Genomic DNA, 25,591 nt, shown 5'->3' with positions numbered 1-25,591 from the left:
GGAACGTCGTGAAGGTGAGCGCCGGGGTCCTGCTCTTTCGCGAGCGCGCGGGACGGCTCGAGGTGCTTCTGGCGCATCCCGGCGGACCCTACTGGGCGAAGAAGGACGCCGGCGCCTGGACCATTCCCAAGGGTGAGATCGCCGAAGGCGAGGATCCTCTCGCGGCGGCGCGGCGCGAGTTCGAGGAGGAGACGGGGTTTCCGCCGCCGGGCGGGGAGGCCATGGCCTTGACGCCCCGGCGCCAGGCGGGCGGCAAGCTCGTCCATGCATGGGCGATGCGCGGCGATCTCGACGCAGGCGCCATCCGGAGCGTGACGTTCTCCATGGAATGGCCCCCGCGGTCGGCCCGCCAGCAGGAATTCCCGGAGATCGATCGCGCGGCGTGGTTCACGCTGGACGAAGCGCGGCGGCGCATCCTCAAGAGCCAGGCGCCGTTTCTCGACGAGATCGAGCGCCGCCTCACCCCGGGCGGCGACACTGGCCCCGGGTGCTAGCCACCCGGCCCATCACCCGCAAGCCGAAGTAGTCAGCGGACCTCGGCGGTCAGCTGTCCCTTCAGCACCTTGCCCGTGCTGCTCTTGGGGAGTGCCGCGACCACGGTGACGCGCCGCGGGTACTTGTAGCCCGCCAGGCGCGCCCGGCAGTGAGCGATGAGCTCCCCGGGATCGGCGCTGGCGCCGGCCCGCAGCGTCACGAAGGCCGCGACCTCTTCACCCAGGTCGGCGTGGGGGACCCCGATGACCGCGGCCTCGGCCACCGCGGGATGATCCAGCAGCGCCGCCTCCACCTCACCGGGCACCACCGAGTAGCCGCCGCGCAGGATCAGCTCCTTCTTGCGGCCCACGATGGTCACGAACCCGTCGGGCGAGATCGTGGCCAGATCGCCGGTGCGGAACCAGCCGTCGACGAGCACGGCGCGGGTCTCCTCCGGATTCTCCAGATAGCCGTCCATGGCGGCGGGCGTGCGGATCCAGAGCTCGCCCGTCATCCCCGGGGCGAGCGCGCGGTGTTCGTCGTCGACCACCCGCAGCTCCACGCCGGGCACGGCGCGGCCGATGGAGTCCGGAATCTCTCGCGCGTCGCCGGCCAGGAACGAGATCGGGCGGAACAGCTCGGTCATGCCGTAGCCGCGCAGGATACGCACGCCGGTGCGCCGCTGCCACGCCTCCGCCAGCTCCCAGGGGCAGGGGGCCGCGCCGGACAGGCCGTGGCGCAGGCTCGCGAGGTCCGTCTCGGCGAGCGCGGGCGCCTCGAGAAGACGCCGGAACATCGTGGCGACAGCAGGCAGCACGGTGACGCGATGCCGGGCGATGGCGGCGAGCACGGCGGGCGGCGCGAAGGACTCGACGACGGCCACGCGGGCCCCCGCCAGCAGCGGCGCGAGCAGGGCTCCGTTGATCCCGAAGGAATGCGACAGCGGCAGGGCGGCGAGCACACAGTCTGCCGTCGTCAGCGCCATCACGGGCCCGGCCCACGACTCCAGCGCGGCGTCGAGCGCGCCATGCGACAGCACCGCCCCCTTGGGCCGCCCGGTGCTCCCCGAGGTGTAGAGGATGAGGGCGGCGGATGCCGGATCGACCGGGCGTGCCCATTCCTCCATCTCGCCCTGCCCCTCGCCCACCGTGTCGAGGGTGAGCCGCGGCCGGAGATCGGCCAGCGTGCGCGCGCGCTCGTCCGGCGACAGCGCCGGGTTGAGCGGGGTCACGGTCGCGCCCGTGCCGAGCGCGCCGAGCAGCGCGACCGCGAATCGCCAGCCGTTGGGCAGCGTGATGGCCACGCGGTCGCCCGGACCGATGCCATCGGCGGCCAGCCGGCGCCCCACGCCGCCCGCGCGCCGCGCCAGCCCGCGCCAGGTGAGCACGCGGTCGGCCTCGAACAGGGCGTCGTCGTCGGGCCGGGCGCGGGCCGCCTCCGTCAGTGCGGCGAGCACGCCGGGCACCTTCATCACCGCCACGCGCTGGCGCGTCCGCTACAGCCCGAAGGCCTTGAGGTCGAGCCGCTGCGCCACCTCGGGCGGCACGCGGTGGCGCGGCGTGTAGGCGGCGAGCGAGGGCTTGGCCGTCGCGTCCACGCCCCACTTCGCCGAGTAGCCGTCCTCCTTGGTGGAGGGGTCGAGGTCCGAGCCGCGGGCGTGGGTGATCACGGTGATATCGCGGTCGGGCTGGCAGCGCGTGGCGAGCGCCCAGTTCACCTGGCGATCGTCGAACACGTCCACGTCGTGATCGACCACCACCACCCGCTTCATGTAGAGGTCCGCGCCGAGCACGGCGAGGATGGCGTTCTTGGCCTGGCCGGGGAGGCGCTGCTCGATCGAGACGTAGCAGGTGAAGGGCCCGGGCACGCGCACCGCCTTCACCGAGGGCACCATGGCCCGGACGGCGCGGTAGAGATTCGCCTCCATCGGGATGGTGGAGAGCAGCATGTGATCGAGGTGCGCCACCGTGATGTCCTGGAACCAGGCGCCGGCGCGGTGGGTGATGGCATTCACCTTCACGACCTCGCGGTCGCGCTGCCCCAGGCTGTAGCCGGTGAACTCCCCGAACGGCCCCTCCGGCGTGCGCGCCCCCGGCAGGATCTCCGCCTCGATGATCATCTCCGCGTGCGCGGGAGCCAGCACGTCGGAGGTCTCGCACTTCACGAGCTCCAGTGGCTCGCCGAGGAGCGCGCCCATGATGGCCCGCTCGTCCTCGTCGATGGACCCGATGGCGAGCGAGCCCAGGGCGATCGCTGGGTGGACGCCGATGGCGAAGGCGACCGGCAGCGCCTCGCCGCGCGCCTCGGCGATCTTGGAGAACTCCCAGAGATGCTTCCCCAGCGTGAGGTGGATGGACGTGGTGTCGCGCCCCTTGATCATGAGGCGGTTGTAGGCGCAGTTCCACGTCTCGCCGGCGGGATCCTTGGCGAACGAGATCGCCGAGGTGAGGTAGACGCCCGCATCCCCTTCGTGATGGACGATCTGGGGGAGATCGTGAAGATCGATCCGGTCGCCCGTGAGCACGACATCCTTCACGGGCCCGGTCCCCACCACCTTCGGCGGAATGGGCTTGTCCATGGCGGCGAGATACGTTTTCAGCATCGCGTCCGGCGCGCAGCGCATGGCCGCGGCGAGGCGGGAGCGGCTCGCGTGGAGATTCGTCAGCACGGGGAAGCGCGTGCCCTTGACCTTCTCGAACAGCAGCACGGGCCGGCGCTTGAGCTCCCGCTCGAGTTTCACCACGATCGCCGTGATCTCGAAGGCGGGGTCCACTTCCTGGGTGACGACCTGCACGTCGTCCCCCTTGCGCGTCTTCACCGCGTCCAGGTAGCTGCGAAGGTCCTGAGCCATCTGCGCCTCGCTTAGGTGCAGGCCGGCCGTGTCACTGGAGCACGGCGTCGGCTCTGACAAGCACCGACTGGGGGAACGTGAGGCCGAGTGGGCGGGCTGCCTTCAGATTGATCACGAGCTCGAGCTTGGTGGGCTGCTCGACGGGGAGGTCTCCGGCCTGGGCGCCCTTGAGAATCTTGTCGACCTGAGCGGCGGCTCGCCGGAAGACGTCACGCACGTTTGGGCCGTAGGACATGAGGCCGCCGCTGTCCACGAAGTCCCGATGCTCGTAGATGACGGGCTGCCGGTGCCGGGCGGCCGCTCCGACGAGACGCGAACGCTCGCGTGCGAAGAATGGAGACGAGAGGAAGATGAGCGCCTGGACGCGGCGCCGCGCCGCCGCCTGGAAGGCGCGCTCGATGCCGTCCTCCGTTCCCACTTCCAGGATGTGCCACTCGAGGCCCAGCTGACGCGCGGCCTGCTCGGCGCTGAGCCGCTGCGCCTTGCCCCCACCAGGATCGGCGACGATGCCGATCCGGCTTGCGCCCAGCGCGTCGCGTGCCAGCTCGACCCACTTGGCAGCGATCTCGTGCGTCATGAGCGCCATTCCCGTCATATTTCCGCCCGGCCTGGCGAGGTTCGTCACCACGCCGTCGGCCACGGGGTCGCCGGTGACGAAGACGATCGGGACACGGCTGGCGTGATCTCGCGCTGCCATGGTCGTGGCGCGCCCCGATACCACCAGCACGTCGAGCCGGAGGAGAACGAGCTGGTCGGCAAGTGACGGGAGGCGCTCGAGCTTGCCGTCAGCGTAGCGCTGCTCGATGACGAGGTTCTGTCCTTCCACGTACCCGTGGGCGCGCAGTCCTTCACGAAAGGGCTCGAGCATGGGATGCGAGAAGGTGCTGAGCCATCCGATCCGGTACGTCCTCGCGACGGGCTGCGCGAGGGCTGGCAAGGTCAGCACGAGCGCGAAGGTCAGGGCCGCCGTGACGCCGACGGTCCGTGCCGGGAGCGGTCGCGTCATGCGAGCCCGTAGAGCCGCCGGCAGTTGTCGCCCAGGACCTTCTGCTTCTGGGCGTCGGTCATGTCGCCGCGCATGCGGATCTCGTCGATCGAGCCGGGGTAGGAGTTGTCCCAGTGGGGGAAGTCGGAGGCGTAGACGATCTGGTTCTCGCCGACGAGCTTGAGCGCCTGGGGCAGCAGCCACTCGTCCGCCTCGCAGGAGAAGAAGATGTTGCCGCTCCGGCAGTAGGCGCTGGGCTCTTTCTTCAGCACCGGGGCCTCCACCGCGCGCTTGGCGTACTCGTCGTCCATGCGCTCCATCCAGTAGGGCGCCCAGCCGCACCCGGCCTCGAGATAGGCGATCTTGAGCTTCGGGAAGCGCTCGGGCACACCCTCGAAGATCATCGAGGTGATCTGACGCATCTGGCCGAAGGCATGCGAGCACGTGTGCGCCTGTATGAAGCGCGGGAACATGTCGACGCCCGCCCCGCCGAGGTGGGAGCCGGAGGCGTGGATGCCGAGCGGTACGCCGAGCCGCTCCGCCTCCGCGTAGACGGGATCATAGGCGGCATCGCCGAGTAGATGCGTGCCGTCGGCGGGGAGCATGCCGCCCGACAGGCCCAGCTCCTTCACCGCGCGGCGTAGCTCGGGGGCGCACGCGGCCGGCTCCTGTACGGGCAGAAGCGCCACCGCCTTCAGCCGCGGGCTCACCTTCACGAACTCCTCGTGGAGCATCGTGTTGTAGGCCTTGCAGAGCGCCACCGCCCAGTCCTTGTCGCGCAGAAAGCTCATGAAGAGCCCGAGCGTCGGGTAGAGGACGGTCAGCTCCATCCCGCCCTTGTCGAGCGCGCGGAGCCAGGCCTCCGCATTGCCCGCGGCGTCCCCCAGCGTGCCCAGCAGGCGCCGGTCCCAGCCGTCCCAGGGATAGAAGGAGAAGGTCTGCGGGCGGCGCTTGTGCCGGTCGTCGAGGTACTTGGACACCTGCTCCTGCGACTCGGTCACGTGGCCGTCGGCGTCGAGGATCGTGAACGCGCTCATCGCTTACCTCTCCAGCGGGGGACCGCATCGGGGTTGACGGTGTGCTCGGGCGCCTCGCCGCGCCCCACCGCGAGGACCTGATCCAGGGCGAGGCGCAGGTTGGCGCGGCGGCCCGCCTCGCTGTGGGCGATGTTGTGCGGCGTGAGGATCAGCCGCTCGGGGTCAACGGTCCGATAGCAGTGGTCGGGGGGCAGGGGCTCCTTCGCGAAGGCGTCCACCGCGGCCCCCGCGATCCAGCCCTCGTTGAGGGCACGGGCCACCGCCTCCTCGTCCACCACCTCGCCGCGCGCGGTGTTGATGAGGAGCGCGGTCAGCTTCATGCGCCGCAGCTCCTTCTCGCCCACGATCGCGCGGGTCTCGTCGGTGAGCGTGCAGTGGAGCGACACGATGTCCGACTCCGCGAGCAGGGTGGGCAGGTCCACCAGCGTGACCCCGAGCCGGGCCGCCCGTGCGGGGGGCACGTAAGGGTCGGAGGCGAGCAGCCGCACGTCCCAGCCCGCGAGGCGCCGCGACACGTGGGTGCCGATGCGGCCGAGGCCGATCAGGCCCACCGTCTTGCCGAAGAGGAAGTCGCCCCGATCTTCACGCTTGGCCCACTCGCCGTGACGCAACTTGGCCTCGTTGTGCTTGATGCGCTTGAGCAGCATCAGGGTGACGCCGATCGTGGCCTCGGCGACCGCGACGAAGTTCTCCGGCGTCGGGCTGTTGGCCACGAGAATGCCCAGGCGCGAGGCGGCCGCGATGTCGATCTTGTCCGTCCCGATGAAGGGCACGATGACCAAGCGGAGGCGCGGGGCCGCGCCCAGCACGGCGGCGGAGATGGTTTCCAGGTGCGAGGCCAGGACGACCTCGACGTCCCGGCACGCTTCGATCAGCTCGGTGGTGGTGTAGGCGCGACGTCCGGGCATGTCGAGGGGCCGGCCGATCACGAGCTCGTGGCCGGCGGTCCGCAGCGCCTCCAGCTCCTCGGGGGGGCCGCTCGGTCCGGTGGCGAGGATCCTCATGGTCGTCTCCTCACGGCTGCTTGCAGATGGTTGACCCCTCCGCCTCGATCGCGCGAATTTTACTCTGTTTCCACCGGGCCGATCCGCCGAATTGCCGCCGCTATTCGCCTGGCCGTCCAGCCCGGCCTCGCGCCACACCACCCGCGCTCACGATTCAGGAAAGCAGAGTATTCTCGACGGGATGGAAAACGCCTTGGCGACGAACAGGGCTCTGGGTGCTGTGGTGTACGCAGTCCTCGCGCTGTTGTTCCTGCCGGCAGGTGCGCCGGCGCAGCCACGAGCGGCTGACGCGCGGCGTGTTGAGACCTACGAGTCTGTGGCGATCGATGCAGAGGGTAGTCTGGTCATCACCACGTCCGATCACAGGACGATCGTCGTGCGAAGAGAAAGCGACCAGACAGCGTTCGCGAACCCGATCATCTCAACCGGTCGGACCGCAGTGGGTGCGCAAGCCGAATTCAAGAATTGCTGCACCTCGTACGACATCCCGCTTCAGCTCGTCATCTACGCCAATGGGAAGGTGCATCGGTTAACCGGCATCGGACTCCCGATCTTCAAGTGGCAGTTCGTCGATGGCGGAACGCGCGTGGCGTTCGGACAGGAGCCGGTTCACTTTGGCTGCTCGGTTCACTACGAGCTCAGAGACGTTCAGTCAGAGCGGCTCATCGACTCGGCGGATGTCCCCGAGCCCTGTGGCCAGATACCCAACCCACCAGCGGTGCAGATCCCAAAGTGGGTGGCCGAGCTCGTTCATGCCGCGGCCGCGGCATCAGAATGAGTGACGCCAGGGCATCTAGGCTTCATCGGCGCCATGCTGAACCGCCGGCCATCGGTCCTGGCGCAGGCAGACGAAGTCATCCAGTGATGGGAGAGCCGCCGCACCAAGCCCGCCTCTCCGCCTACGGCTTCTTGCAGATGATGTTCACCAGGGCCTGACGCTTCCCGTTCCGCACCACATCCAGCGCCTTCTTCAGCACCCCTGGCAAAGCCCCCGGATCTTCGACCTTTTCGCCCCAGCCCCCCGAGGCCCGGCAGACCATCTCGTAGTCCGGCGCGGGATCGAGCTGATAGAGCGGCATGGTCTCGGCCCGCATGGCCCAGCCATCCTTGGCAAGGGAGGCCACGGAGCGCTTCACCGCGTTCCACGCGCGGTTGTTGAAGATCACGAAGAGCGCGGGAATCTGATAGGCGCGGGACACCCAGTGGCTGGCGGTGGGGCTGCCGAAGATGTAGGTGCCATCGCCCATGCAGGAGATCACGGTCTTGCCCGGGGCGGCGAGCCGGGCGCCAAGCGCCGCGCCCAGCGCCCAGCCGAGCCCACCCGCCGGGGAGGAGGCGAAGTAGGAGCCTGGCACCCGCATGCGGGTCTGGGAGGAGTCGAGATCGTACTCGTTCACCACGATGGTGTCGTCGTCCACGCAGTCGGCCACGCACTTCGAAGCCCAGGCCATGTCGATGGGCGAATCCTTGCTCACGGCATTGGCCCGTTTTTCTACCACGGTGCGATTCTGGGCGGCCTCGCCTTCCCACTTCTTGCGCCGCTCCGCCACGACCTTCGCGTCCACCAATGGCTTGACCGCGGCGGCCAGCGCGGCGAGCGTGAGCCGCGGGGCGCCGGCGAGCGCGCCGTCGGTGGGGAAGCCGCGCACGGGATAGCGCGAGTAGAGCGGGTCCTGGCCGATCTGGATGATCCTGGCCTGGGGCCCAGGCTGGCGCAGCGCGGGGAACCAGGGCGCGTCGGCCTCGACCACCAGCACCACGTCGGCGGTGGCCAGATGCGGGCCGGGATCGAACCCGGTGTGCAACGGATGATCCTGGGGGAAGTTCAGATACGTGCGGAAGGAGTCCTCGAATACGGGCGCGCCGAGGGTCTCCGCGAGCGCGACCAGCGCGGGCACCGCGCGCGGATCACGGCCGCCCGCCTTGGTCAGGATGATGGGGCTGCGCGCGCCCGCCAGGAGCCGCGCGGTGGTGGCGATCTCCTCGGGTCCGGCCACGGTGGGCCCGTTGGGCGCCAGCGCGGACGGGTCGGCGTACTCGAAGCTCTCGTGATGCTCGGCCAGGACTTCACGCGGCAGCGTGAGGTAGACCGGGCCCGCCGGCTCGCTGCGCGCGATGGCCAGCGCGCGATCCACCACCGTCTCGAGCTGGACGAAGTTGCGCAGCTCGTAGTCCCACTTCACGAACTCCCGGGCGAGACCGCCCTGGTCGAAGGCCTCCTGCGCCCAGTGGATCGGGCGATCGCGGCTTCCCGCCATGCCCGCCTCGGTAATGGGCGTGCGACCGGCCGTGAAGAGGATGGGCACCTGCGAGCGCGCAGCGTTGATGATGCCGCCCAGCGCATTGGCCGCGCCCACGATGACGTGCACCATCACCGCCTGCGGTTTCCCCGACACCATGGCGTGGCCGTGGGCCATCGCCACCGCGGGGATCTCGTGGGGCACCGTGATGGGTTTGGGGCAGGCGAGGCCGTTGGCCTGCCGCCGCGCGTAGGCCTCGATGAGCGGGGCGAAGTCCGTGCCCGCGTTGGCGAAGAGAAAGTCCACGCCGCGCGCGGCCAGCAGCTCGAGATAGGCGTCGGCGGTGCTCTCGATGGAAGCCGTCTTCTTCATGCCGGGATCCTCACTGGAGCGGGGTGATGGAGGAATGCCGCTACCGTAGCGCGATCCTTACTTACCCGTCCAGCGCGGCTTCCGCTTCTCGACGAAGGCGGCGGCGCCCTCCCGGAAGTCGGCGCTGGTGTAGGTGCGGGCGATCAGGTCGTCGCCGTCGGGCACGCCGCGGTGGTCACGGATGCGGCGCAGCGCCTCCTTGGTGACCTGCAGCGTGATGGGCGCGTGCTCCGCCAGCTCGAGCGCGATGGCCTTCACGCGGGCCTCGATCTCCTCGGGCGCGACGATCTCGTGCACGTACCCCGCGGCGTGGGCCTCGGCGGCGGTGAGGAAGCGGGCGCGGAAGATCAGGTCCTTCACGATGGACGGGCCCAGGAGGTCCACGAAGCGCGTGTAGGTCTCCATGGAGAGGCAGTTGCCCAGCGTGCGCGCGATGGGCGCGCCGAACCTGGCCTCGGGGGTGGCGATGCGGAGGTCGCAGCACGCGGTGAGGTTGAAGCCGCCGCCCACCGCGAAGCCCTGGATCTGCGCGATCACCGGCTTCTTCACGCGCTCGAGCCGCGCGGAGCGGGCGGCGCCGTCGCGCTCGTAGGCGAGCCCGTCCTCGGCCGTCTCGAACACTTTGAACTGGCTGATGTCGGTGCCGGCGACGAAGGCCTTGCCGCCCGCGCCGCGGAGCACGAGGACGCGAATCGAGTCGTCGGCGTCCACCTCCTCGCAGGCCTCGAGCAGGCGGTCGTACATCGCCCACGTCATCGCGTTGCGCGTCTGCGGCCGGTTGAACGTGAGGGTCATGATGGGCCCATCACGCGTGACGAGCGCGTCCTGATTTGTGCCGGGGGTGCTCACGGGTGCCTCCTCGAATGCGGTGGTGGCCGGAGAATATCACCCGCTCGCGGAAACGTGCTAGCCTACGCCTCGCCATGGCGGGCGCCCTCGACGGGATTCGCGTGATCGATCAGACCCAGGTGATGGCGGGCCCCTTCGCGAGCATGCTGCTCGCCGACATGGGCGCGGAGGTCATCAAGGTCGAGCCCCCCGAGGGCGAGCACGCGCGTCACGTGGGCCTGGAGGTCGCGCCCGGCGTCGGCGCCTCGTTCCTCGCCGTAAACCGCGGCAAGAAGGGCATCACGCTGGACCTGAAGCAGCCGGACGGCGTGGCCGTGCTCAAGCGCCTCGTCGCCACCGCGGACGTGCTCGTCGAGAACTATCGCCCCGGCGTGGCGGCGCGGCTGGGCGTGGACTACGACACGCTGGCCGCCGTCAATCCACGGTTGATCTACTGCTCGGTGTCCGGCTTCGGCCAGACGGGCCCGTACGCCTCGCGCGGCGGCTACGATCTGATCGCGCAGGGCATGGCCGGCATCATGAGCGCCACCGGCAGCGACGGGGGACCGCCCGTGAAGGTGGGCGTGCCCATCGCCGATCTCGGCGCCGGGCTCTTCGCGCTGCTGGGCATTCTCGCCGCGCTTCGCGCGCGTCGCATCACCGGACGGGGGCAGCGCGTGGACACCTCGCTCTACGAGGCCGCGCTCGCGCTCTCGGCCTGGGAGGCGACGGAGTACTGGTACACGGGCGAGATCCCCAAGCGCCTGGGCACCGCGCATCGGCTGAACGCGCCCTACCAGGCCTTCCGCGCGAGCGACGGCTACTTCACGGTGGGCGCCGCCAATCCCAAGCTCTGGCCCATCTTCGCGGGGCTGATCGGCCGCCCCGAGCTGACGCAGGACCCGCGCTTCAAGGGCGTGGGGGACCGCGTGAAGAATCGCCCCGCCCTCGAGAAGGAGATCGAGGTCGCCACGAGGAAGGAGACGCGCGCCCACTGGCTGGCGAGGTGCGAGGCCGCCGGCATTCCCGCGGGACCGATCTACAGCATTCCCGAAGCCCAGGCCGATCCCCACGCCCAGGCGCGCGGCATGGTGCAGGAGCTCGACCATCCGCAGGCCGGCCGCGTGAAGGCGCTCGGCAATCCCGTGAAGCTCTCGCGCTCGCCCGCGACGCTCCGCGCCGCCGCCCCCTTGCTGGGCGCCGACACCGACACGGTGCTCGGGGGCCTCGGCTATGCCCCATCCGACATCGCCTCCCTCCACGCGCGAAAGATCACGTGATCCGCTCCGTTCCCGGGCGCACTCCGAAGGTGCACTCCGGTGCCTTCGTCGACATCGCCGCCCAGGTCATCGGCGACGTCACCATCGACGAGGGGGCCAGCGTCTGGCCGTTCAGCATTCTCCGCGGCGACCAGGACAACTACGTGCGTCTCGGCAAGAACTCCAACGTGCAGGACAATTCCGTGCTCCACGTCACGCCGGAGTTCCCCTGCATCGTGGGCGCCGGCGTGACCATCGGGCACCGCTGCGTGGTGCATGCGTGCACGATCATGGACAACGTGCGCATCGGCATCGGGGCGGTGGTGCTGACCGGCGCGGTGGTGGAGGAGAATGCCCAGGTCGGCGCGGGCGCGGTGGTTCCGCAGGGGAAAGTGGTGCCCGCGGGGTGGCTCGTGATGGGCGTGCCCGCCAAGCCCATCCGCAAGATGTCGGACGATGAGCTGGCCGACATCCGCAAGAACGCCATCGAGTACGTCGACCTCTGGCACCGCGACTACCGCGGCGTCTGGGACGTGCGCGACCAGAAAGGCAGTTGATTGGCGAGGCGCAGCCGAAGGCGAGCCGAGCGGATACATGATGCCTGCGCGAGCGGAGCGAGCGGGCGAGGCGCAGCCGAAGGCGAGCCGAGCGGATACATGATGCCTGCGCGAGCGGAGCGAGCGAGGTCCTGACACGATGAAGCCGCTGCACGGCCTCCGCGTCATCGACTTCACGCAGGCGATGGCGGCGCCCTACTGCACGATGAACCTGGCCGACCTCGGCGCCGACGTCATCAAGCTGGAGCCTCCGGGCGAGGGGGAGCCCACCCGCCACCTGGGCGCGGTTCACAAGCGCGGCCACAGCGCGACCTTCATGACCATGAATCGCGGCAAGCGCGACCTCGCGGTGGATCTCAAGCAGCCGGCTGGGGTGGAATTGGTCAGGCGGTTAGTCAAGACCGCGGATGTGTTCGTGCAGAATTACCGGCCCGGCGTCGCGGAGCGGCTGGGCCTGGGCTACGCGGCGCTCAGCGAGGTGAACCCGCGGCTCATCTACTGCGCCGTAAGTGGCTTCGGCGGAACGGGTCCGTATGCGCCGCGGGGTGGCTACGATCTCATCGCCCAGGGCATGAGCGGGGTGATCAGCGTCACCGGCGACGAGGACGGCGCGCCCGCCAAGTCCGGTGTGCCCCTCTCCGACCTGGCTGCCGGCCTCTTTTCCGCCTACGGGATTCTCTGCGCACTCGAGTACCGGGAGCGGACGGGGCAGGGGCAGCTCGTCGATACCTCCCTGCTCGAAGCGGCGATGGCGCTCACGGTGTGGGAGGCCACCGAGTACTGGGTGACCGGCGAGACCCCGAAGGCGCTGGGCTCCGCCCACCGCCTCTCGGCCCCGTATCAGGCCCTGAAGGCGGCCGACGGCTACTTCACCGTGGGCGCCAACAACGACCGCCTCTACGACGGATTCTGCCGGGCGATCGGCCGCGCCGACCTGGGCGAGGACGCTCGCTTCGCCACCGGCGCCGGGCGGCGCGAGCATCGCAAGGCCCTCATCCTCGAGATCGAGAAGACGACCGTGACCGAGCCGCGAGCGTTCTGGCTGGAGCGTCTCGACAAGGAGGGCGTGCCCGCCGGGCCCATCAACGACTACGCCGAAGCGCTCGCCGATCCTCAGACGCTCGCCCGCAAGATGGTCGTGGACCTGATCCACCCCGGCGCCGGTCCCATCAAGGCGCTCGGCATCCCGGTGAAGCTCTCCGACACGCCCGGCGCGGTGGACAAGGCCGCGCCCATCCTCGGTCAGGACACGGCCGACATTCTCGTCGAGCTGGGCTACACCGAGGCCGAGCGCCGCGATCTCGAGGCGCGCGGCATCGTGCAGGGATGGAAGGCGGGGAAGGGCTAGCCGTCGTTCAGGAACCGATGCATGACGTAGGCATCGACATAACCGAGCCGCTGATGGTTGAACGCCTTCGGTAGCGTGCCCACGATGGAGAAGCCCAGCTTCTTCCACAGTGAGACGGCGCCCGTGTTCGTGCTCACCACGAAGTTGAATTGCATGGCCAGATAGCCGGCCTTTCGCGCTTCCGCGAGGCAATGCTGGCCCATGGCCTTGCCAGCCCCCTTGCCCTGCGCCGCAGGACCGACCATGAACGAGGCATTCGCCACGTGCGAGCCGAGGTCGCGCGCGTTCGCTCGGAGCTTGTACATGCCGAGAATGCGGGGACCTTCGGTCGCCACGAACGACGTCACGCCGGGACCAAGCCAGTAGGCGTGACATTCCTCGCGGCTGCTCGTGGGCGAGAAAGCGTAGGTATCGCCGGTGGCGACGACGGCCTGAAAGATGGACCACACGCCTTCGAAATCCGCTTCCGACGCTCTGCGAATGTCCATGGCCGAAGATAGCGCGGTTGGGTAGGCTTGGGGAGAGAAAGCCGCGTGGAAGATCGATACGGGCTCCCGCTGACATCAACGTCGCCGCGCGCGGTGGAAGCCTATCGCGCGGGCGTGGACCGCATCCTCCTCGCCGCGCACGGCGCGGATCGGGCCTTCGAGGAGGCGCTGGCCGCGGATCCGGGTTTCGCACTGGCGGCGATCGGCCTCGCGCGCACTCTGCAGGTTCACGGGCGCATCCCCGAGGCGCAGGCTGCGGCAGCCCGAGCGCGCGCGCTTACCGGTGGGCTCTCGCGCCGCGAGCAGCAGCACGTGGCGGCCATCGGCGCGCTCCTGGACGGGAACGCCCCGGGCGCGCTCGCCGCGGTGCGCGCCCACGTGGCCGAGTTCCCGCGCGACGCCCTCGTGCTGAGCCTGGCGGTGGGCGCCTTCGGCCTCATCGCGTTCGGCGGGCGTTCGGATCACAACGCCCTGCTGCTGGCGCTGCTCGACGAGCTCGCGCCCCACTACGGCGACGACTGGTGGTTCGCCTTCGCGCACGGCTGGGCCTTCAACGAGGCGCGCCGGCCCGTGGAGGCGCGGACGCTGATGGAGCGCGCGCTCGCCGCACAGCCGCGCAGCGCGAACGCGGCGCACGGGATGTCACACATCTTCTACGAGACGGGGGCGGGGGACGAGGGCGCGCGCTTCCTGGAGGGCTGGTTGCCGACCTACGAGCGCGCGACGCCGCTCCACTGCCATCTCTCGTGGCATCTCGCGCTGTTCGAGCTCGGACGCGACGACGTCGAGGCCGCGCTCCGCGTCTATGAGGACGCTATCGCGCCAGGCGCCTCGATCGCGCCGCCGCTCAACACGCTCACTGACTCCGCGGCATTCCTCTGGCGGCTGGGTCTCTACGGGGCGCCCCCCGCGCCAGCACGGTGGGGGCCGGTGCGCGACTTCGCCGCGCGGGCCTTCCCGCGCCCCGGCGTGGCCTTTGCCGACATCCACACGGCGCTCGCCTACGCCGGCCACGGCGATCGGGTAGCGCTGGCGAAGCTGATCGAGGCGTTCCGCGAGGCTGACGAGGCGGGCCGCCTTCCATCGGGGCCGGTCCCCGCGGCGCTCGCCGAGGGGCTGGGCGCCTTCGCGGCCGGCGACTACGCGGGGGCGATCCGGCACATCGAGCCGGTGGCCGACGGGGTGATTCGTCTCGGTGGGAGCCACGCGCAGCGAGACATCTTCGAGGAAACCCTGATCCAAGCATACTTGCGCGCCGGCCGGGGGGTGAACGCCGCCCGGCTCCTGGAACGGCGCCTGGCGCGGCGCCCTTCGGCCCGGGATCTGGCCTGGCTCACGGGCGCCAAGGGAGGGCTTGGAGGGCCGTAAACCCTTGTAGAACCGACCAAACCCCCTTGACAGCCCTAGGGGCGTCGGCTACACTCTCGCAACTTCAGGGGTCTGATAGAGGAATCGCCCCACCTGAAATGGCGCAGGTCTCCAACGGTGCAGACGCATGACACGCGCGACGGCCGCAGCCGCGAAGGGTGGCGGCCGTCCACCTGCTGCGCCGCCTGACGCGCTCGACCCCTCGCTCGACACCTTCCCCAAGCTCGTCGTCGACAATGCGCGCCGCTTCGGCGGCAAGGTCGCGGTGCGCGAGAAGGACCTCGGGATCTGGCAGGCCTACACCTGGAGCCAGTACCTGGCGGAAGCGCGCCTGATCGCGCTGGGGCTGGCCACGCTCGGCTTCGCCCGCGGCGACAAGACCGCAATCGTGGGTGACAATCGTCCAGCGCTCTACTGGGCGATGCTGGCCACGCAGGCGCTCGGCGGCGTGGCCGTGCCGCTGTATCAGGACTCGATCGAGAAGGAGATGCAGTTCATCGTGGACCACGCGGAGGCGCGGTTCGCGGTGGTGGAGGATCAGGAGCAGGTCGACAAGCTCCTGCACGTCCGCGCGCAGTGCCCGCGCCTCGAGTACATCATCTACGACGACCCGCGCGGGCTGCGCCACTACACGGACGCCTGCCTCCTGAGCCTCACCGAGCTCAAGGCGCGCGGCGAGGCGCTCGACCGCGAGCAGCCCGGTTACTTCGAACGTGAGCTCGCGGCGGGGCGGGCCGACGACGTCGCGATCTTCTGCTACACGTCCGGCACCACCGGCCAGCCCAAGGGCACCATGCTCACGCACCGGAACCTCATCCTCACCGCGCGCAACGCGGCGGTGCTCGAGGGACTGCGGTCGGACGAAGAGGTGATGGCGTACCTCCCCGTGGCCTGGGTGGGGGATCACCTGTTCTCCTACGCGCAGTCGGTGGTGGTGGGCTTCGCCATCAATTGTCCGGAGAGCCAGGACACCGTGCTCCAGGACCTCAGGGAGATCGGGCCGACCTACTTCTTCGCGCCGCCCCGTATCTGGGAGAATCTCCTCACCTCGGTCATGATCCGCGTGGACGACGCGTGGGCGCCAAAGCGTGCGATGGTGCGTTCGTTCCTGGAGCTGGCGCGGCGTATCGAGCAGGCGCGACTCGCCCACCGGCCGCCCGGCCTCCTCGACCGGCTCCTGGCCCCCCTGGGCGGGCTGCTCGTCTACGGCCCGCTGCGCGATAATCTCGGGATGCGCCGGATCCGTACTGCCTACACCGCGGGTGAGGCCATCGGGCCCGAGCTCCTCGAGTTCTACCGCTCACTCGGGGTGAACGTGAAGCAGGTCTACGGGATGACGGAGTCGAGCGCGCTGATCTCCATTCAGCGGAACGGCGACGTGAAGCTCGACACCGTGGGCACGCCGCTTCCTGGGGTCGAGATCCGGATCGCGGAGTCCGGGGAGGTGCTGTTTCGGAGCCCGGGGATGTTCCGTGGCTACTACAAGAACGAGGCGGCCACCGCCCAGACCCTCGAGAACGGCTGGGTGCATACCGGTGACGCGGGCGTCGTCGACCGCGATGGGCATCTCAAGATCATCGACCGCGCGCGCGACGTGGGCCGGCTCTCCGGGGGTACGCTCTTCGCGCCGAAGTACCTCGAGAACAAGCTCAAGTTCTCGCCCTTCATCAAGGAGGCAGTGTGCGTCGGGGACGGGCGGCCCTTCGTGGTCGCCCTTCTCAACATCGATCTCGCCGCGGTGGGGAACTGGGCCGAGCGCCGCAACCTGGCCTACACGTCCTATGCGGATCTGGCGCAGAAGTCCGAGGTCTACGAGCTGGTGCGCGAGGCGGTGGGCCGCGTGAACGCGAGCCTCGCCGAGGACGGCGAGCTGGCGGGGGCGCAGATCCGAAAGTTCCTGCTCCTGCACAAGGAGCTGGACGCCGACGACCAGGAGATCACCCGGACGCGCAAGGTGCGCCGGGGCTTCATCGCCCAGAAGTACGCGGCCCTGATCGAGGGCCTCTACTCCGGAGTGGCCCACGTCAACGTCGAGGCGCAGGTCACCTACGAGGACGGGCGCGTCGGCACCGTCCGCGCCGACGTCCGCATCGCCGACGCCGTCGTGGCGGGCGCCTGATGCGAGGGGCCGTCCGCCGCGCGCCGCTGCTGGAGGTGGACGGGATCAGCGTGCGCTTCGGCGCCGTGCAGGCGCTGGAGGGCGTGGGCCTCACGATCGGGCGCGGCGAGATCGCCGCCATCATCGGGCCGAACGGGGCGGGGAAGACCACGCTGCTCAACGTGATCAGCGGCTTCTACCATCCCTACGAGGGGCACATCCGCTTCGACGGCAAGGACCGCACCCACCTCAAGCCCTACGACGTGGCCGCGCTGGGCATCGCGCGCACCTTTCAGAACGTGGCGCTCTTCAAGGGCATGAGCGTGCTCGACAACATCATGACGGGCCGCCTGCTGAAGATGCGGGGGAGCTTCCTCCTCGAGGGCCTCTACTGGGGGCCGGCGAAGCGGCAGGAGCTCGAGCATCGGGCCTTCGTCGAGCGCATCGTCGACTTCCTGGAGATCCAGGCCATTCGCAAGACCTCCGCGGGCCGGCTGCCCTACGGCCTGCAGAAGCGCGTGGAGCTCGCGCGCGCCCTCGCCGCCGAGCCGGCCTTCCTCCTTCTCGACGAGCCCATGGCGGGCATGAACCTCGAGGAGAAGGAGGACATGTGCCGCTTCATCCTGGGCGTCAACGACGAGTTCGGGACCACCATCGCGCTCATCGAGCACGACATGAGCGTGGTCATGGACATCTCGGAGCACGTGATCGCCCTCGACTACGGCCGCAAGATCGCCGACGGGACCCCGGACGAGGTGCGCGCGAACTCCGCGGTGATCGATGCGTACCTGGGGGTGGCGCATGCTTAGCCTCCTCCACGCGGTGCTGGTGGCGCCGTTCCTGGACATGGCGAGCGCGCCCGCGTTCTTCGTGGAGGTGCTGATCGGTGGGATCGCCGCCGGGCTGATGTACTCCCTGGTCGCCCTGGGCTTCGTCCTGATCTTCAAGGCCTCGGGCGTGTTCAACTTCGCCCAGGGCGTCATGGTGCTGTTCGCCGCCCTGACCCTGGTGGGGCTCATGGAGAAGGGCGTGCCGGTGGCGCTGGCCCTCCTGCTGACCGTCGCGGTCATGGTCGCGCTCGCCTTCGGCATCGAGCGCGTGGTGCTGCGCCCGCTCGTCAACCAGGCCCCCATCATCCTGTTCATGGCCACCATCGGGCTCAACTTCTTCCTCGAGGGCTTCGGCGAGATGCTGTGGGGCGCGAACGTGAAGAAGCTCGACGTGGGCATCCCCGACGAATCGGTGAAGGTGGCGGGCGTCCTCATCAACAAGCTCGAGATGTCGGCGGCGGGCACCGCAGCGGTGCTGGTAGGCGTGCTCGCGGTGTTCTTCCAGCGCACGCGCATCGGACGGGCGCTCCGCGCGGTCGCCGACGACCACGAGGCCGCGCTCAGCATTGGCATTCCCCTCAAGACCATCTGGGTGGTGGTCTGGTCGGTGGCGGGGCTGGTTGCCCTCGCCACCGGCATCATGTGGGGCGCGAAGAGCGGCGTACAGTTCAGTCTGTCCCTGATCGCGCTCAAGGCGCTGCCCGTATTGATTCTCGGCGGCTTCACCTCGGTGCCGGGCGCCATCGTGGGCGGGCTCATCATCGGCACCGGCGAGAAGCTCGGCGAGGTGTACTGGGGGCCGCTGGTGGGCGGCGCGATCGAGAACTGGTTCGCCTACGCGCTGGCCCTCGTCTTCCTCGTCTTCCGGCCCCAGGGCCTGTTCGGCGAGCGCATCATCGAGCGAGTGTAGTGCGAGGCGCAGCCGAAGGCGAGACGAGCGAAATCTGAGAATGCGTGCGCGAGCGGAGCGAGCGACGTGATCTACCGCGAAGCCGGGCAGTTCAAGACGACCTACGCGAGCGATCAGGCCATGTTCCCGGTGGTCCAGGACCGCTGGGTCGTGCTCGCCTTGCTCGCCGCCGCCTTCGTGCTCCCGACCGCGCTGGCCAGCGAGTACTGGCTTCAGGCCATCCTGATCCCGTTCCTGATCTATGCGCTCGCCGCGCTCGGACTCAACATCCTCACCGGCTACGCGGGCCAGATCTCCCTCGGTACCGGTGGCTTCATGGCGGTGGGCGGGTACGCCGCGTTCAAGCTCTCCACCGCCTTCCCAAACGTGAACATCCTCGTGGTGTTCCTGGCCGCGGGGCTGGTGGCGGCGGGGGTCGGGCTCGTGTTCGGGATCCCGTCGCTCCGCATCAAGGGCTTCTACCTGGCGGTGGCCACCCTGGCCGCCCAGTTCTTCCTCGTCTGGCTCTTCAACAAGGTGGCGTGGTTCTCCAACTACGCGCCGTCCGGCACCATCACCGCGCCGCCCCACACCACCTTCGGCGTGATGGTGACGGGCCCCCAGGCGTCGGCACAGGCGCGGTACGTGGCGGCACTCGCCTTCGCCGTGCTCTTCGCCCTCTTCGCCAAGAATCTCGTGCGCGGGCGGGTGGGGCGCTCGTGGATGGCCATCCGCGACCGGGACATCGCCGCCGAGATCATCGGGGTGCGGCCTCTGCGCACCAAGCTCCTCGCCTTCGGCATCTCGTCCTTCTACTGCGGGGTGGCGGGGGCCGAGTACGTGTTTCTCTACCTCGGTAGCGCCGAGACCTTGGCGTTCGACATCAACCTCTCGTTCCTCGTGCTGTTCATGGTCATCATCGGCGGCCTGGGGAGCATCCTTGGGTCCTTCCTCGGGGCCGCCTTCATCGTGATGGTGCCGATCTTCCTCACCAACGTGCCGCACGCGGTGGGCCTCGCCATGCCGGTAGCATTGCAGAAGCAGGTCGAGCTGATGGTGTTCGGCGGCCTCATCGTCTTCTTCCTGATCGTGGAGCCGCAGGGGCTCGCGCGGCTCTGGCAGATCACCAAGGAGAAGCTGCGGCTGTGGCCGTTTCCTCATTAACCGGGAGGGTTCCATGAAGCTCAGAACCATGCTGGTCGTCCTCGTTGCCGTTGCCCTCGCGGCGGGGCCGCTCGCCGGCGCCGTGCTCGCGCAGGGCGGCAGCGCCTTCATCCCGCTCCTCGTCTATCGCACCGGGCCGTACGCGCCCAGCGGGATCCCCATCGCCAACGGCATGTCCGACTACCTGACGCTCGTCAACGAGCGGGACGGTGGCGTCAACGGCGTGAAGCTCGCCTGGGAGGAGTGCGAGACCCAGTACGACACCAAGCAGGGAGTGGAGTGCTACGAGCGGCTCAAGGGGAAGAACGCCCTGCTCGTCAATCCCTACTCCACCGGCATCACCTATCAGCTCATCCCCAAGGCGCCGGTGGACAAGGTCGTGGTGTTCTCGATGGGCTACGGCATGGCGGCGGCCGCTGACGGACGGTGGTTCCCGTGGGTGTTCGGCTTCCCGACCACGTACTGGAGCCAGGCCTCCGCGGTGATCCGCTACATCGGCGCGCAGGAGGGCGGGCTCGAGAAGCTCAAGGGCAAGAAGATCGCCCACATCTACCACAACAGCCCGTACGGCAAGGAAGCCAACCCCACCCTCGAGGTGCTCGCCAAGAAGTACGGCTTCGACTTGAACCTCCTCGCCGTGGACCATCCCGGCCAGGAGCAGAAGTCCACGTGGCTGCAGGTGCGGCGGCTCAACCCCGACTGGATCTTCATGTCCGGCTGGGGCGTCATGAACCAGGTCGCGGTGAAGGAAGCGGCGGCCATCGGGTTCAAGATGGATCACTTCATCGGGAACTGGTGGTCGGCCAACGACTCCGACGTCGTGCCCGCCGGCGACGGCGCCCGGGGCTACAAGGGCGCCACCTTCCACGCCCCCGGCACCAATTTCAAGGTGCACGCGGACATCGCGAAGTTCGTCTACGACAAGGGCAAGGGCGCGGGCAAGAAGGAAGCGATGGGCGAGCCCCTCTACAACCGCGGTGTCGTCAACTCGATGTTCGCGGTGGAGGCCATCCGGACCGCGATGGGCAAGTTCGGCAACAAGTCGCTTTCGGGCGAGGAAGTGCGCTGGGGCTTCGAGAACCTCAACATGACCGACCAGCGGCTGGAGCAACTGGGGATGAAGGGGTTCACCCACCCGGTGAAAGTGGCCTGCGAGGACCATGAGGGCAACGGGCCGGTGCTCATCCAGCAGTGGGACGGCAAGAAGTGGAACATCGTCTCGGACTGGGTGCAGCCCATGCGCGACGTCGTCCGGCCCATGATCGAGGAGGCCGCGATCGCCGAGGGCAAGAACCTCAAGTACACGATGCGTGACTGTTCGAAGGAGAAGTAGGGGCGCCCGATGAGCGTGGCCCGGCCTCTGGCCGATACCGCCACCGCGCTGGTCGCGGTGAGCAACGTCGAGGTCATCTACGACCACGTGATCCTCGTGTTGAAGGGGGTCTCGCTGACCGTCCCCGAGGGGGGCATCGTCGCCCTCCTCGGGGCCAACGGCGCGGGGAAGAGCACGACCCTCAAGGCGATCTCCGGGCTCCTCCGCACCGAGCGGGGGGAGGTCACCAAGGGAAGCATCGACCTGCTGGGCGCGCCGGTCCAGCAGCTCGACCCATCCGAGGTGGTCCGGCGCGGCATCGTGCAGGTCATGGAGGGCCGCCGCGTCTTCGAGCACCTGAGCGTGGAGGAGAACCTCCTCGCCGGCGCCTACACCCAGGGGGGTGGGCGCGCGATGAAGCAGGATCTCGAAAAGGTGTATGAGTACTTCCCCCGGCTCGTGGAACGGCGCGGGATCAGCGCCGGTTACATTTCCGGGGGCGAGCAGCAGATGCTGGCGATCGGGCGCGCTCTCATGGCGCGTCCCCGGGTCATGCTCCTCGACGAGCCCTCAATGGGGCTGGCGCCTATGCTGGTGGCCGAGATCTACGAGATCGTGGCGCGGCTCAACCGCGAAGAGAAGGTCGCGGTGCTCCTCGCCGAGCAGAACGCGGCGATGGCCCTCCGCGTCGCCGAGTACGCCTACGTCATGGAAAACGGGCGGGTCGTGCTCGACGGCGACCGCCGAACCATCAGCGAGAACGAGGACATCAAGGAGTTCTACTTGGGACTCTCCGGTGTCGGCCAGCGCCGCAGCTATCGGGACGTGAAATCGTACCGGCGTCGGAAGCGGTGGCTCTCGTGAGCGCCCAGCTCGAGATCCGCGAGGTCTCCAAGTCATTCGGCGGCGTGCAGGCCGTCAGCGGCGTGAGCCTCGACGTCCAGCAGGGCGAGCTCCTGTCGGTGATCGGGCCCAACGGGGCAGGGAAGACCTCGCTACTCAACATGATCAGCGGCTTCTATCACCCGGATACTGGCCGCATCGTGCTCGACGGCGCCGACGTCACCGAGCTGGCCCCCAGCCGTATCGCCGAGCGCGGGGTGGGGCGGACCTTCCAGAACATCGCCCTCTTCCGCGGGATGACGGTGCTGGACAACCTCATGCTCGGCCGCCACGTTCATATGAAATCGGGCGTGCTCGCCTCCGTCCTCTACTGGGGCTTCGCCCAGAAGGAAGAGGTCGTCCACCGGCGGGCCGTCGAGGACATCATCGACTTCCTCAAGATCCAGGACCTGCGCCGGCGGCCCACCGGCTCGCTGGCCTACGGTCTCCAGAAGCGTGTGGAGCTGGGACGGGCCCTCGCCCTCCGCCCCAAGGTGCTGCTCCTCGACGAGCCGATGGGCGGCATGAACCAGGAAGAGAAGGAGGACATGGCGCGCTTCATCCTCGACGTCAACGAGGAGTGGGGCGTCACCGTGATCCTCATCGAGCACGACATGGGCGTGGTCATGGACATCTCGGACCGCGTGGCGGTGCTCGACATGGGGCAGAAGATCGCCGACGGCACGCCGGACGAGGTCCGCGCCAATCCGCGCGTCATCAAGGCCTATCTCGGAGAGACCAAGGGTCCGCGAAACGGAGGCCGCTGACATGGCCGATACGCAGCCCACCACCCTCCCGCGGCTGTTGCAGCGGAACGCCCGCGAGCTCGCCCACCGTCCCGCCATCCGCGAGAAGGATCGCGGCATCTGGCAGACACACACGTGGGCCCAGTATCACGACGAGGTCCGCGACCTTGCTCTGGGCCTCGCCGCGCTCGGCTTCCAGCGTGGCGAGGCTCTCAGCGTGATCGGCGACAATCGCCCGCGGCTCTACTGGGCGCAGATGGCCGCGATGTGCCTGGGCGGCCGCTCGGTACCCGTGTACCAGGACGCAATTGCCAAGGAGCTGGCCTTCGTCCTCGACCACGCCGAGGTGTCGGTGGTGGTGGCGGAGGATCAGGAGCAGGTGGACAAGATCCTCGCCCTGAAGGAGCAACTCCCCAAGCTCCGCCTCGTAATCTACGACGACCCGCGCGGCATGGTGCACTATAAGGCCGACTGGCTGAAGTCGTTCGAGGACGTCCAGGCGCTGGGCCGCGAGCGCGCGGCCAAGGAGCCCAAGGCGTTCGATGCCGAGGTCGAGCGGGGGCGGCCGGAGGACATCGCGCTGATCTGCTACACCTCGGGCACCACCGGCAATCCCAAGGGCGCGATGCTCACCCACGCCAACGTGATCGCGGTGGCGCGCTCCTTCGTCGATGTCGAGAAGATCGGACCCGGGGACGACTACCTCGCCTATTTGCCGATGGCCTGGGTCGGCGATGCCCTCTACAGCATGGTGCTGAGCCTGGCGGTGGGCTTCTGCATGAATTGCCCGGAGAGCCCCGAGACGGTGCAGCGCGACCTCCGCGAGCTGGGCCCCACCGCGCTGCTGGCCCCCCCGCGCATCTGGGAGAACATGCTCACCGGGGTACAGGTGCGCGCGGCCGATGCCACCCGGCTCAAGCGGCGGGTGTTCGAGTTCTTCCGCCGCACCGCCGAGGCCGCCGAGCTCCTCCGGAGCGAGGGCAAGGCCTTGCCGCCGGGCCTCCGATTCAAGCACGCGCTGGGCGAGTTCTTCGTGTACCGGCCGGTGCGGGACCAGCTGGGGCTTGCGCGCACGCGCTGGTGCCTCACCGGCGGCGCCCCGCTGGGGCCGGAGACCTTCCGCTTCTTCCGCGGCTTCGGGGTGAACCTCAAGCAGATCTACGGATCGACGGAAACGTCCGGCCTGGCCTCGCTGCAGCCCGACGGCGAAGCCGATCCCAACAGTGCGGGCCGGCCCTGCCCGGGCATCGACGTCCGGATCGGCGACCGGGGCGAGGTGCTCGTGAAGAGCCCGGGCATCTTCAAAGGCTACTTCAAGGCCGACGAGGCTACGCGCGAGGTCATCGACAGCGAGGGGTGGTTCCACACCGGCGACGCCGGCTTCATCGATCCCCGTGGGCATCTCGTGATCATCGACCGCGCCAAGGACGTGGGCGCTATGCAAGACGGCACGCCCTTCGCGCCCCAGTTCATCGAGAACAAGCTCAAGTACAGCCCCTTCGTCCGCGAGGCGGTGTGCTTCGGGAACGGCCGACCCTTCGTGGTGGCGATGGTGGCCATCGACATGAACACGGTGGGAAGCTGGGCGGAGCGCAATGGGGTCGCCTACACGAGCTACATGGACCTCTCGCAGAAGCCGGAGGTGCGGGAGCTCGTGGTCGGCGAGGTCGCCAAGGCGAACGCGACCCTGCCCCCGTCCACGCAGGTGCGCCGCGTTCTCCTCCTCACCAAGGACCTCGAGGCGGACGACGCCGAGATGACCCGGACCCGTAAGGTACGGCGGCGATTCGTGGCCGAGAAATACGCCCCGGTGGTGGATGCATTCTACGGCGGCGCGGGCGAGGTGGAGCTGTCGACCAGCATCACCTACGAGGACGGCCGGCAGGCCGCCGTGCACTCGCGCGTGGTCATCGAGGACGTGGAGCGGGTACCCGCCCATGTCTGATGCGCTCGGCTTCTTCTTCCTGCTGATCTCCAACGGGGTGCTGATCGGCCTCATGTACTCGCTGATCGCCCTGGGCTTCGTGCTCGTCTACAAGGCGACGGACGCGGTGAACTTCGCCCAGGGCGAGTTCGTGATGATCGCGGGCCTCGTGGTGGCCCTCGCCATCATCGCTGCGGGGGCGCCCCTCTGGCTGGCCATCCTCATCGGGCTCGCCGCCATGATCGGGTTCGGTTTCGCGCTGGAGCGGGTGGTGCTCCGGAAGCTCATCGGCCGGCCCGTCATCGCGGTCGTGATGGCGACGATCGGGCTGGCCTCCATCCTGCGCGGCGTCGGGCCGACCTTCTTCGGGGCGGGGACGAAGAACCTGCCGCTCCCCATCAGCGACGAGCCCTTCGTCATCGGCCCGCTCTTCATCCCGCCCATCCAGCTCGTGGGCGCGGGGGTGAGCCTGCTGTTCCTCACGGCGTTCGGCTGGTTCTTCCTCAAGTCGCGGAAGGGCATCGCGATGCGCGCGGTGGCTGACAATCAGCAGGTAGCCATGGCCATGGGGATCAATGTCCAGCGCTACTTCGGCCTCGCGTGGGCCATGACCGGCGTCGTGTCCGCCCTCGGGGGTATCATCTGGGGTAACCTCCTCGGGGTCGACGTGAACCTCTCCCTGGTGGGCTTCAAGGTCTTCCCGGTGGTGATCCTGGGCGGGCTCGACTCGATCCCCGGCGCCATCATCGGTGGGCTCATCGTGGGGATTGTCGAGAACGTCGCCGCCGGCTACGTCGATCCCATGGTGGGCGGCGGCACCAAGGACTTCGCGCCGTACGTGCTGATGATCATGGCCCTGATGATTCGGCCGTACGGCATCTTCGGCAAGCGCATCATCGAGAGGATCTAGCGCGATGACAACGGTCCATCTGCTT

The 25,591-nt window shown here is 69.0% G+C and carries 23 protein-coding genes; 15 read left to right on the top strand and 8 right to left on the bottom strand.

From position 1 onward, the window contains the following. Window positions 1–8: 8 nt before the first annotated feature. Entirely contained in the window at window positions 9–494 is a 486-nt protein-coding gene (locus VFX14_07470; GenBank protein HEU5189510.1) for an NUDIX domain-containing protein, read from the top strand. Between the two features lie 32 nt (window positions 495–526). Here VFX14_07470 and VFX14_07465 read toward each other — a convergent pair whose 3' ends face one another. The 5 genes from VFX14_07465 to VFX14_07445 are packed head-to-tail and all read right to left on the bottom strand — an operon-like array spanning window position 527 to window position 6,351. Further along, window positions 527–1,945, bottom strand: coding sequence for an AMP-binding protein (locus VFX14_07465; GenBank protein HEU5189509.1), 1,419 nt, complete (start codon window positions 1,943–1,945; stop codon window positions 527–529). A gap of 24 nt (window positions 1,946–1,969) precedes the next feature. Continuing rightward, window positions 1,970–3,325: a UbiD family decarboxylase gene (locus VFX14_07460; protein ID HEU5189508.1), complete on the bottom strand. Its 1,356-nt coding sequence runs from the start codon at window positions 3,323–3,325 to the stop codon at window positions 1,970–1,972. 31 nt (window positions 3,326–3,356) lie between these two features. Continuing rightward, window positions 3,357–4,331 (bottom strand): ABC transporter substrate-binding protein, encoded by a 975-nt coding sequence (locus VFX14_07455; GenBank protein ID HEU5189507.1) that lies wholly within the window; start codon window positions 4,329–4,331, stop codon window positions 3,357–3,359. Further along, window positions 4,328–5,347 (bottom strand): amidohydrolase family protein, encoded by a 1,020-nt coding sequence (locus VFX14_07450; protein HEU5189506.1) that lies wholly within the window; start codon window positions 5,345–5,347, stop codon window positions 4,328–4,330. Before VFX14_07450 ends, VFX14_07455 begins: the two co-directional genes overlap by 4 nt. Further along, window positions 5,344–6,351 carry an NAD(P)-dependent oxidoreductase gene (locus tag VFX14_07445; GenBank protein ID HEU5189505.1) on the bottom strand — a complete coding sequence of 336 codons (1,008 nt, stop codon included), beginning with the start codon at window positions 6,349–6,351 and terminating at the stop codon, window positions 5,344–5,346. The genes VFX14_07450 and VFX14_07445 overlap by 4 nt, the downstream gene beginning before the upstream one ends. A 181-nt stretch (window positions 6,352–6,532) precedes the next feature. On the opposite strand from VFX14_07445, the gene VFX14_07440 reads away from it, so the two are divergent. Further along, window positions 6,533–7,129, top strand: coding sequence for a hypothetical protein (locus VFX14_07440; protein ID HEU5189504.1), 597 nt, complete (start codon window positions 6,533–6,535; stop codon window positions 7,127–7,129). 121 nt (window positions 7,130–7,250) lie between these two features. Here VFX14_07440 and VFX14_07435 read toward each other — a convergent pair whose 3' ends face one another. After that, window positions 7,251–8,963, bottom strand: coding sequence for a thiamine pyrophosphate-requiring protein (locus tag VFX14_07435; protein HEU5189503.1), 1,713 nt, complete (start codon window positions 8,961–8,963; stop codon window positions 7,251–7,253). Between the two features lie 57 nt (window positions 8,964–9,020). Further along, complete coding sequence (locus tag VFX14_07430) at window positions 9,021–9,812, bottom strand: enoyl-CoA hydratase/isomerase family protein (protein HEU5189502.1); 792 nt, start codon at window positions 9,810–9,812, stop codon at window positions 9,021–9,023. A gap of 74 nt (window positions 9,813–9,886) precedes the next feature. Here VFX14_07430 and VFX14_07425 point away from each other — a divergent pair, with 74 nt between their 5' ends. The 3 genes from VFX14_07425 to VFX14_07415 all read left to right on the top strand — a co-directional run bounded on the left by VFX14_07425 (window position 9,887) and on the right by VFX14_07415 (window position 12,955). Beyond that, on the top strand, window positions 9,887–11,071 hold the full coding sequence (locus VFX14_07425; GenBank protein ID HEU5189501.1) for a CoA transferase: 1,185 nt from the start codon (window positions 9,887–9,889) through the stop codon (window positions 11,069–11,071). Beyond that, on the top strand, window positions 11,068–11,607 hold the full coding sequence (locus VFX14_07420) for a gamma carbonic anhydrase family protein (GenBank protein HEU5189500.1): 540 nt from the start codon (window positions 11,068–11,070) through the stop codon (window positions 11,605–11,607). Before VFX14_07425 ends, VFX14_07420 begins: the two co-directional genes overlap by 4 nt. 139 nt (window positions 11,608–11,746) lie before the next feature. Beyond that, a complete protein-coding gene (locus VFX14_07415) occupies window positions 11,747–12,955 on the top strand; it encodes a CoA transferase (protein ID HEU5189499.1) in 1,209 nt (402 codons plus the stop codon). Here VFX14_07415 and VFX14_07410 read toward each other — a convergent pair. Beyond that, the gene (locus tag VFX14_07410) at window positions 12,952–13,443 is read right to left on the bottom strand and encodes a GNAT family N-acetyltransferase (GenBank protein HEU5189498.1); all 492 of its coding nucleotides are present in this window, start codon (window positions 13,441–13,443) and stop codon (window positions 12,952–12,954) included. The two genes, VFX14_07415 and VFX14_07410, sit on opposite strands and share 4 nt — an antisense overlap. A 45-nt stretch (window positions 13,444–13,488) precedes the next feature. Here VFX14_07410 and VFX14_07405 point away from each other — a divergent pair, with 45 nt between their 5' ends. The 10 genes from VFX14_07405 (at window position 13,489) to VFX14_07360 (ending at window position 25,566) form a co-directional block, all read left to right on the top strand. Further along, window positions 13,489–14,811 (top strand): tetratricopeptide repeat protein, encoded by a 1,323-nt coding sequence (locus tag VFX14_07405; protein HEU5189497.1) that lies wholly within the window; start codon window positions 13,489–13,491, stop codon window positions 14,809–14,811. A 127-nt stretch (window positions 14,812–14,938) separates the two neighbouring features. Further along, on the top strand, window positions 14,939–16,930 hold the full coding sequence (locus tag VFX14_07400) for an AMP-binding protein (GenBank protein HEU5189496.1): 1,992 nt from the start codon (window positions 14,939–14,941) through the stop codon (window positions 16,928–16,930). Then, the gene (locus VFX14_07395; GenBank protein HEU5189495.1) at window positions 16,930–17,718 is read left to right on the top strand and encodes an ABC transporter ATP-binding protein; all 789 of its coding nucleotides are present in this window, start codon (window positions 16,930–16,932) and stop codon (window positions 17,716–17,718) included. The genes VFX14_07400 and VFX14_07395 overlap by 1 nt, the downstream gene beginning before the upstream one ends. Continuing rightward, window positions 17,711–18,649 carry a branched-chain amino acid ABC transporter permease gene (locus VFX14_07390; protein ID HEU5189494.1) on the top strand — a complete coding sequence of 313 codons (939 nt, stop codon included), beginning with the start codon at window positions 17,711–17,713 and terminating at the stop codon, window positions 18,647–18,649. The genes VFX14_07395 and VFX14_07390 overlap by 8 nt, the downstream gene beginning before the upstream one ends. Before the next feature lie 66 nt (window positions 18,650–18,715). Beyond that, on the top strand, window positions 18,716–19,792 hold the full coding sequence (locus VFX14_07385) for a branched-chain amino acid ABC transporter permease (protein ID HEU5189493.1): 1,077 nt from the start codon (window positions 18,716–18,718) through the stop codon (window positions 19,790–19,792). Between the two features lie 13 nt (window positions 19,793–19,805). Further along, a complete protein-coding gene (locus VFX14_07380) occupies window positions 19,806–21,125 on the top strand; it encodes an ABC transporter substrate-binding protein (protein HEU5189492.1) in 1,320 nt (439 codons plus the stop codon). Window positions 21,126–21,134: 9 nt separating this feature from the next. After that, window positions 21,135–21,968, top strand: a complete 834-nt coding sequence (locus tag VFX14_07375) for an ABC transporter ATP-binding protein (GenBank protein ID HEU5189491.1) — start codon at window positions 21,135–21,137, stop codon at window positions 21,966–21,968. Further along, entirely contained in the window at window positions 21,965–22,753 is a 789-nt protein-coding gene (locus tag VFX14_07370; protein ID HEU5189490.1) for an ABC transporter ATP-binding protein, read from the top strand. Before VFX14_07375 ends, VFX14_07370 begins: the two co-directional genes overlap by 4 nt. A 1-nt stretch (window position 22,754) precedes the next feature. Next, a complete protein-coding gene (locus VFX14_07365) occupies window positions 22,755–24,677 on the top strand; it encodes an AMP-binding protein (protein HEU5189489.1) in 1,923 nt (640 codons plus the stop codon). Next, window positions 24,670–25,566, top strand: a complete 897-nt coding sequence (locus tag VFX14_07360; GenBank protein HEU5189488.1) for a branched-chain amino acid ABC transporter permease — start codon at window positions 24,670–24,672, stop codon at window positions 25,564–25,566. Before VFX14_07365 ends, VFX14_07360 begins: the two co-directional genes overlap by 8 nt. Window positions 25,567–25,591 lie beyond the last annotated feature (25 nt).

The sequence above is a fragment of the Candidatus Methylomirabilota bacterium genome, assembly GCA_035764725.1.
In the GTDB taxonomy this organism is placed as follows: Bacteria; Methylomirabilota; Methylomirabilia; order Rokubacteriales; family CSP1-6; genus DASRWT01.
The sequence above is the reverse complement of the archived record's forward strand: the minus strand, read 5'-3'. Positions and strand labels throughout refer to the sequence as shown.

What these genes read in the sequence shown, in the direction of transcription:
- VFX14_07465 (HEU5189509.1), bottom strand. Translation starts at nt 1,945, where the DNA reads ATGAAGGTGCCCGGCGTGCTCGCCGCACTGACGGAGGCGGCCCGCGCC.
- VFX14_07460 (HEU5189508.1), bottom strand. Translation starts at nt 3,325, where the DNA reads ATGGCTCAGGACCTTCGCAGCTACCTGGACGCGGTGAAGACGCGCAAG.
- VFX14_07455 (HEU5189507.1), bottom strand. Translation starts at nt 4,331, where the DNA reads ATGACGCGACCGCTCCCGGCACGGACCGTCGGCGTCACGGCGGCCCTG.
- VFX14_07450 (HEU5189506.1), bottom strand. Translation starts at nt 5,347, where the DNA reads ATGAGCGCGTTCACGATCCTCGACGCCGACGGCCACGTGACCGAGTCG.
- VFX14_07445 (HEU5189505.1), bottom strand. Translation starts at nt 6,351, where the DNA reads ATGAGGATCCTCGCCACCGGACCGAGCGGCCCCCCCGAGGAGCTGGAG.
- VFX14_07440 (HEU5189504.1), top strand. Translation starts at nt 6,533, where the DNA reads ATGGAAAACGCCTTGGCGACGAACAGGGCTCTGGGTGCTGTGGTGTAC.
- VFX14_07435 (HEU5189503.1), bottom strand. Translation starts at nt 8,963, where the DNA reads ATGAAGAAGACGGCTTCCATCGAGAGCACCGCCGACGCCTATCTCGAG.
- VFX14_07425 (HEU5189501.1), top strand. Translation starts at nt 9,887, where the DNA reads ATGGCGGGCGCCCTCGACGGGATTCGCGTGATCGATCAGACCCAGGTG.
- VFX14_07415 (HEU5189499.1), top strand. Translation starts at nt 11,747, where the DNA reads ATGAAGCCGCTGCACGGCCTCCGCGTCATCGACTTCACGCAGGCGATG.
- VFX14_07410 (HEU5189498.1), bottom strand. Translation starts at nt 13,443, where the DNA reads ATGGACATTCGCAGAGCGTCGGAAGCGGATTTCGAAGGCGTGTGGTCC.
- VFX14_07400 (HEU5189496.1), top strand. Translation starts at nt 14,939, where the DNA reads ATGACACGCGCGACGGCCGCAGCCGCGAAGGGTGGCGGCCGTCCACCT.
- VFX14_07395 (HEU5189495.1), top strand. Translation starts at nt 16,930, where the DNA reads ATGCGAGGGGCCGTCCGCCGCGCGCCGCTGCTGGAGGTGGACGGGATC.
- VFX14_07390 (HEU5189494.1), top strand. Translation starts at nt 17,711, where the DNA reads ATGCTTAGCCTCCTCCACGCGGTGCTGGTGGCGCCGTTCCTGGACATG.
- VFX14_07380 (HEU5189492.1), top strand. Translation starts at nt 19,806, where the DNA reads ATGAAGCTCAGAACCATGCTGGTCGTCCTCGTTGCCGTTGCCCTCGCG.
- VFX14_07375 (HEU5189491.1), top strand. Translation starts at nt 21,135, where the DNA reads ATGAGCGTGGCCCGGCCTCTGGCCGATACCGCCACCGCGCTGGTCGCG.
- VFX14_07365 (HEU5189489.1), top strand. Translation starts at nt 22,755, where the DNA reads ATGGCCGATACGCAGCCCACCACCCTCCCGCGGCTGTTGCAGCGGAAC.
- VFX14_07360 (HEU5189488.1), top strand. Translation starts at nt 24,670, where the DNA reads ATGTCTGATGCGCTCGGCTTCTTCTTCCTGCTGATCTCCAACGGGGTG.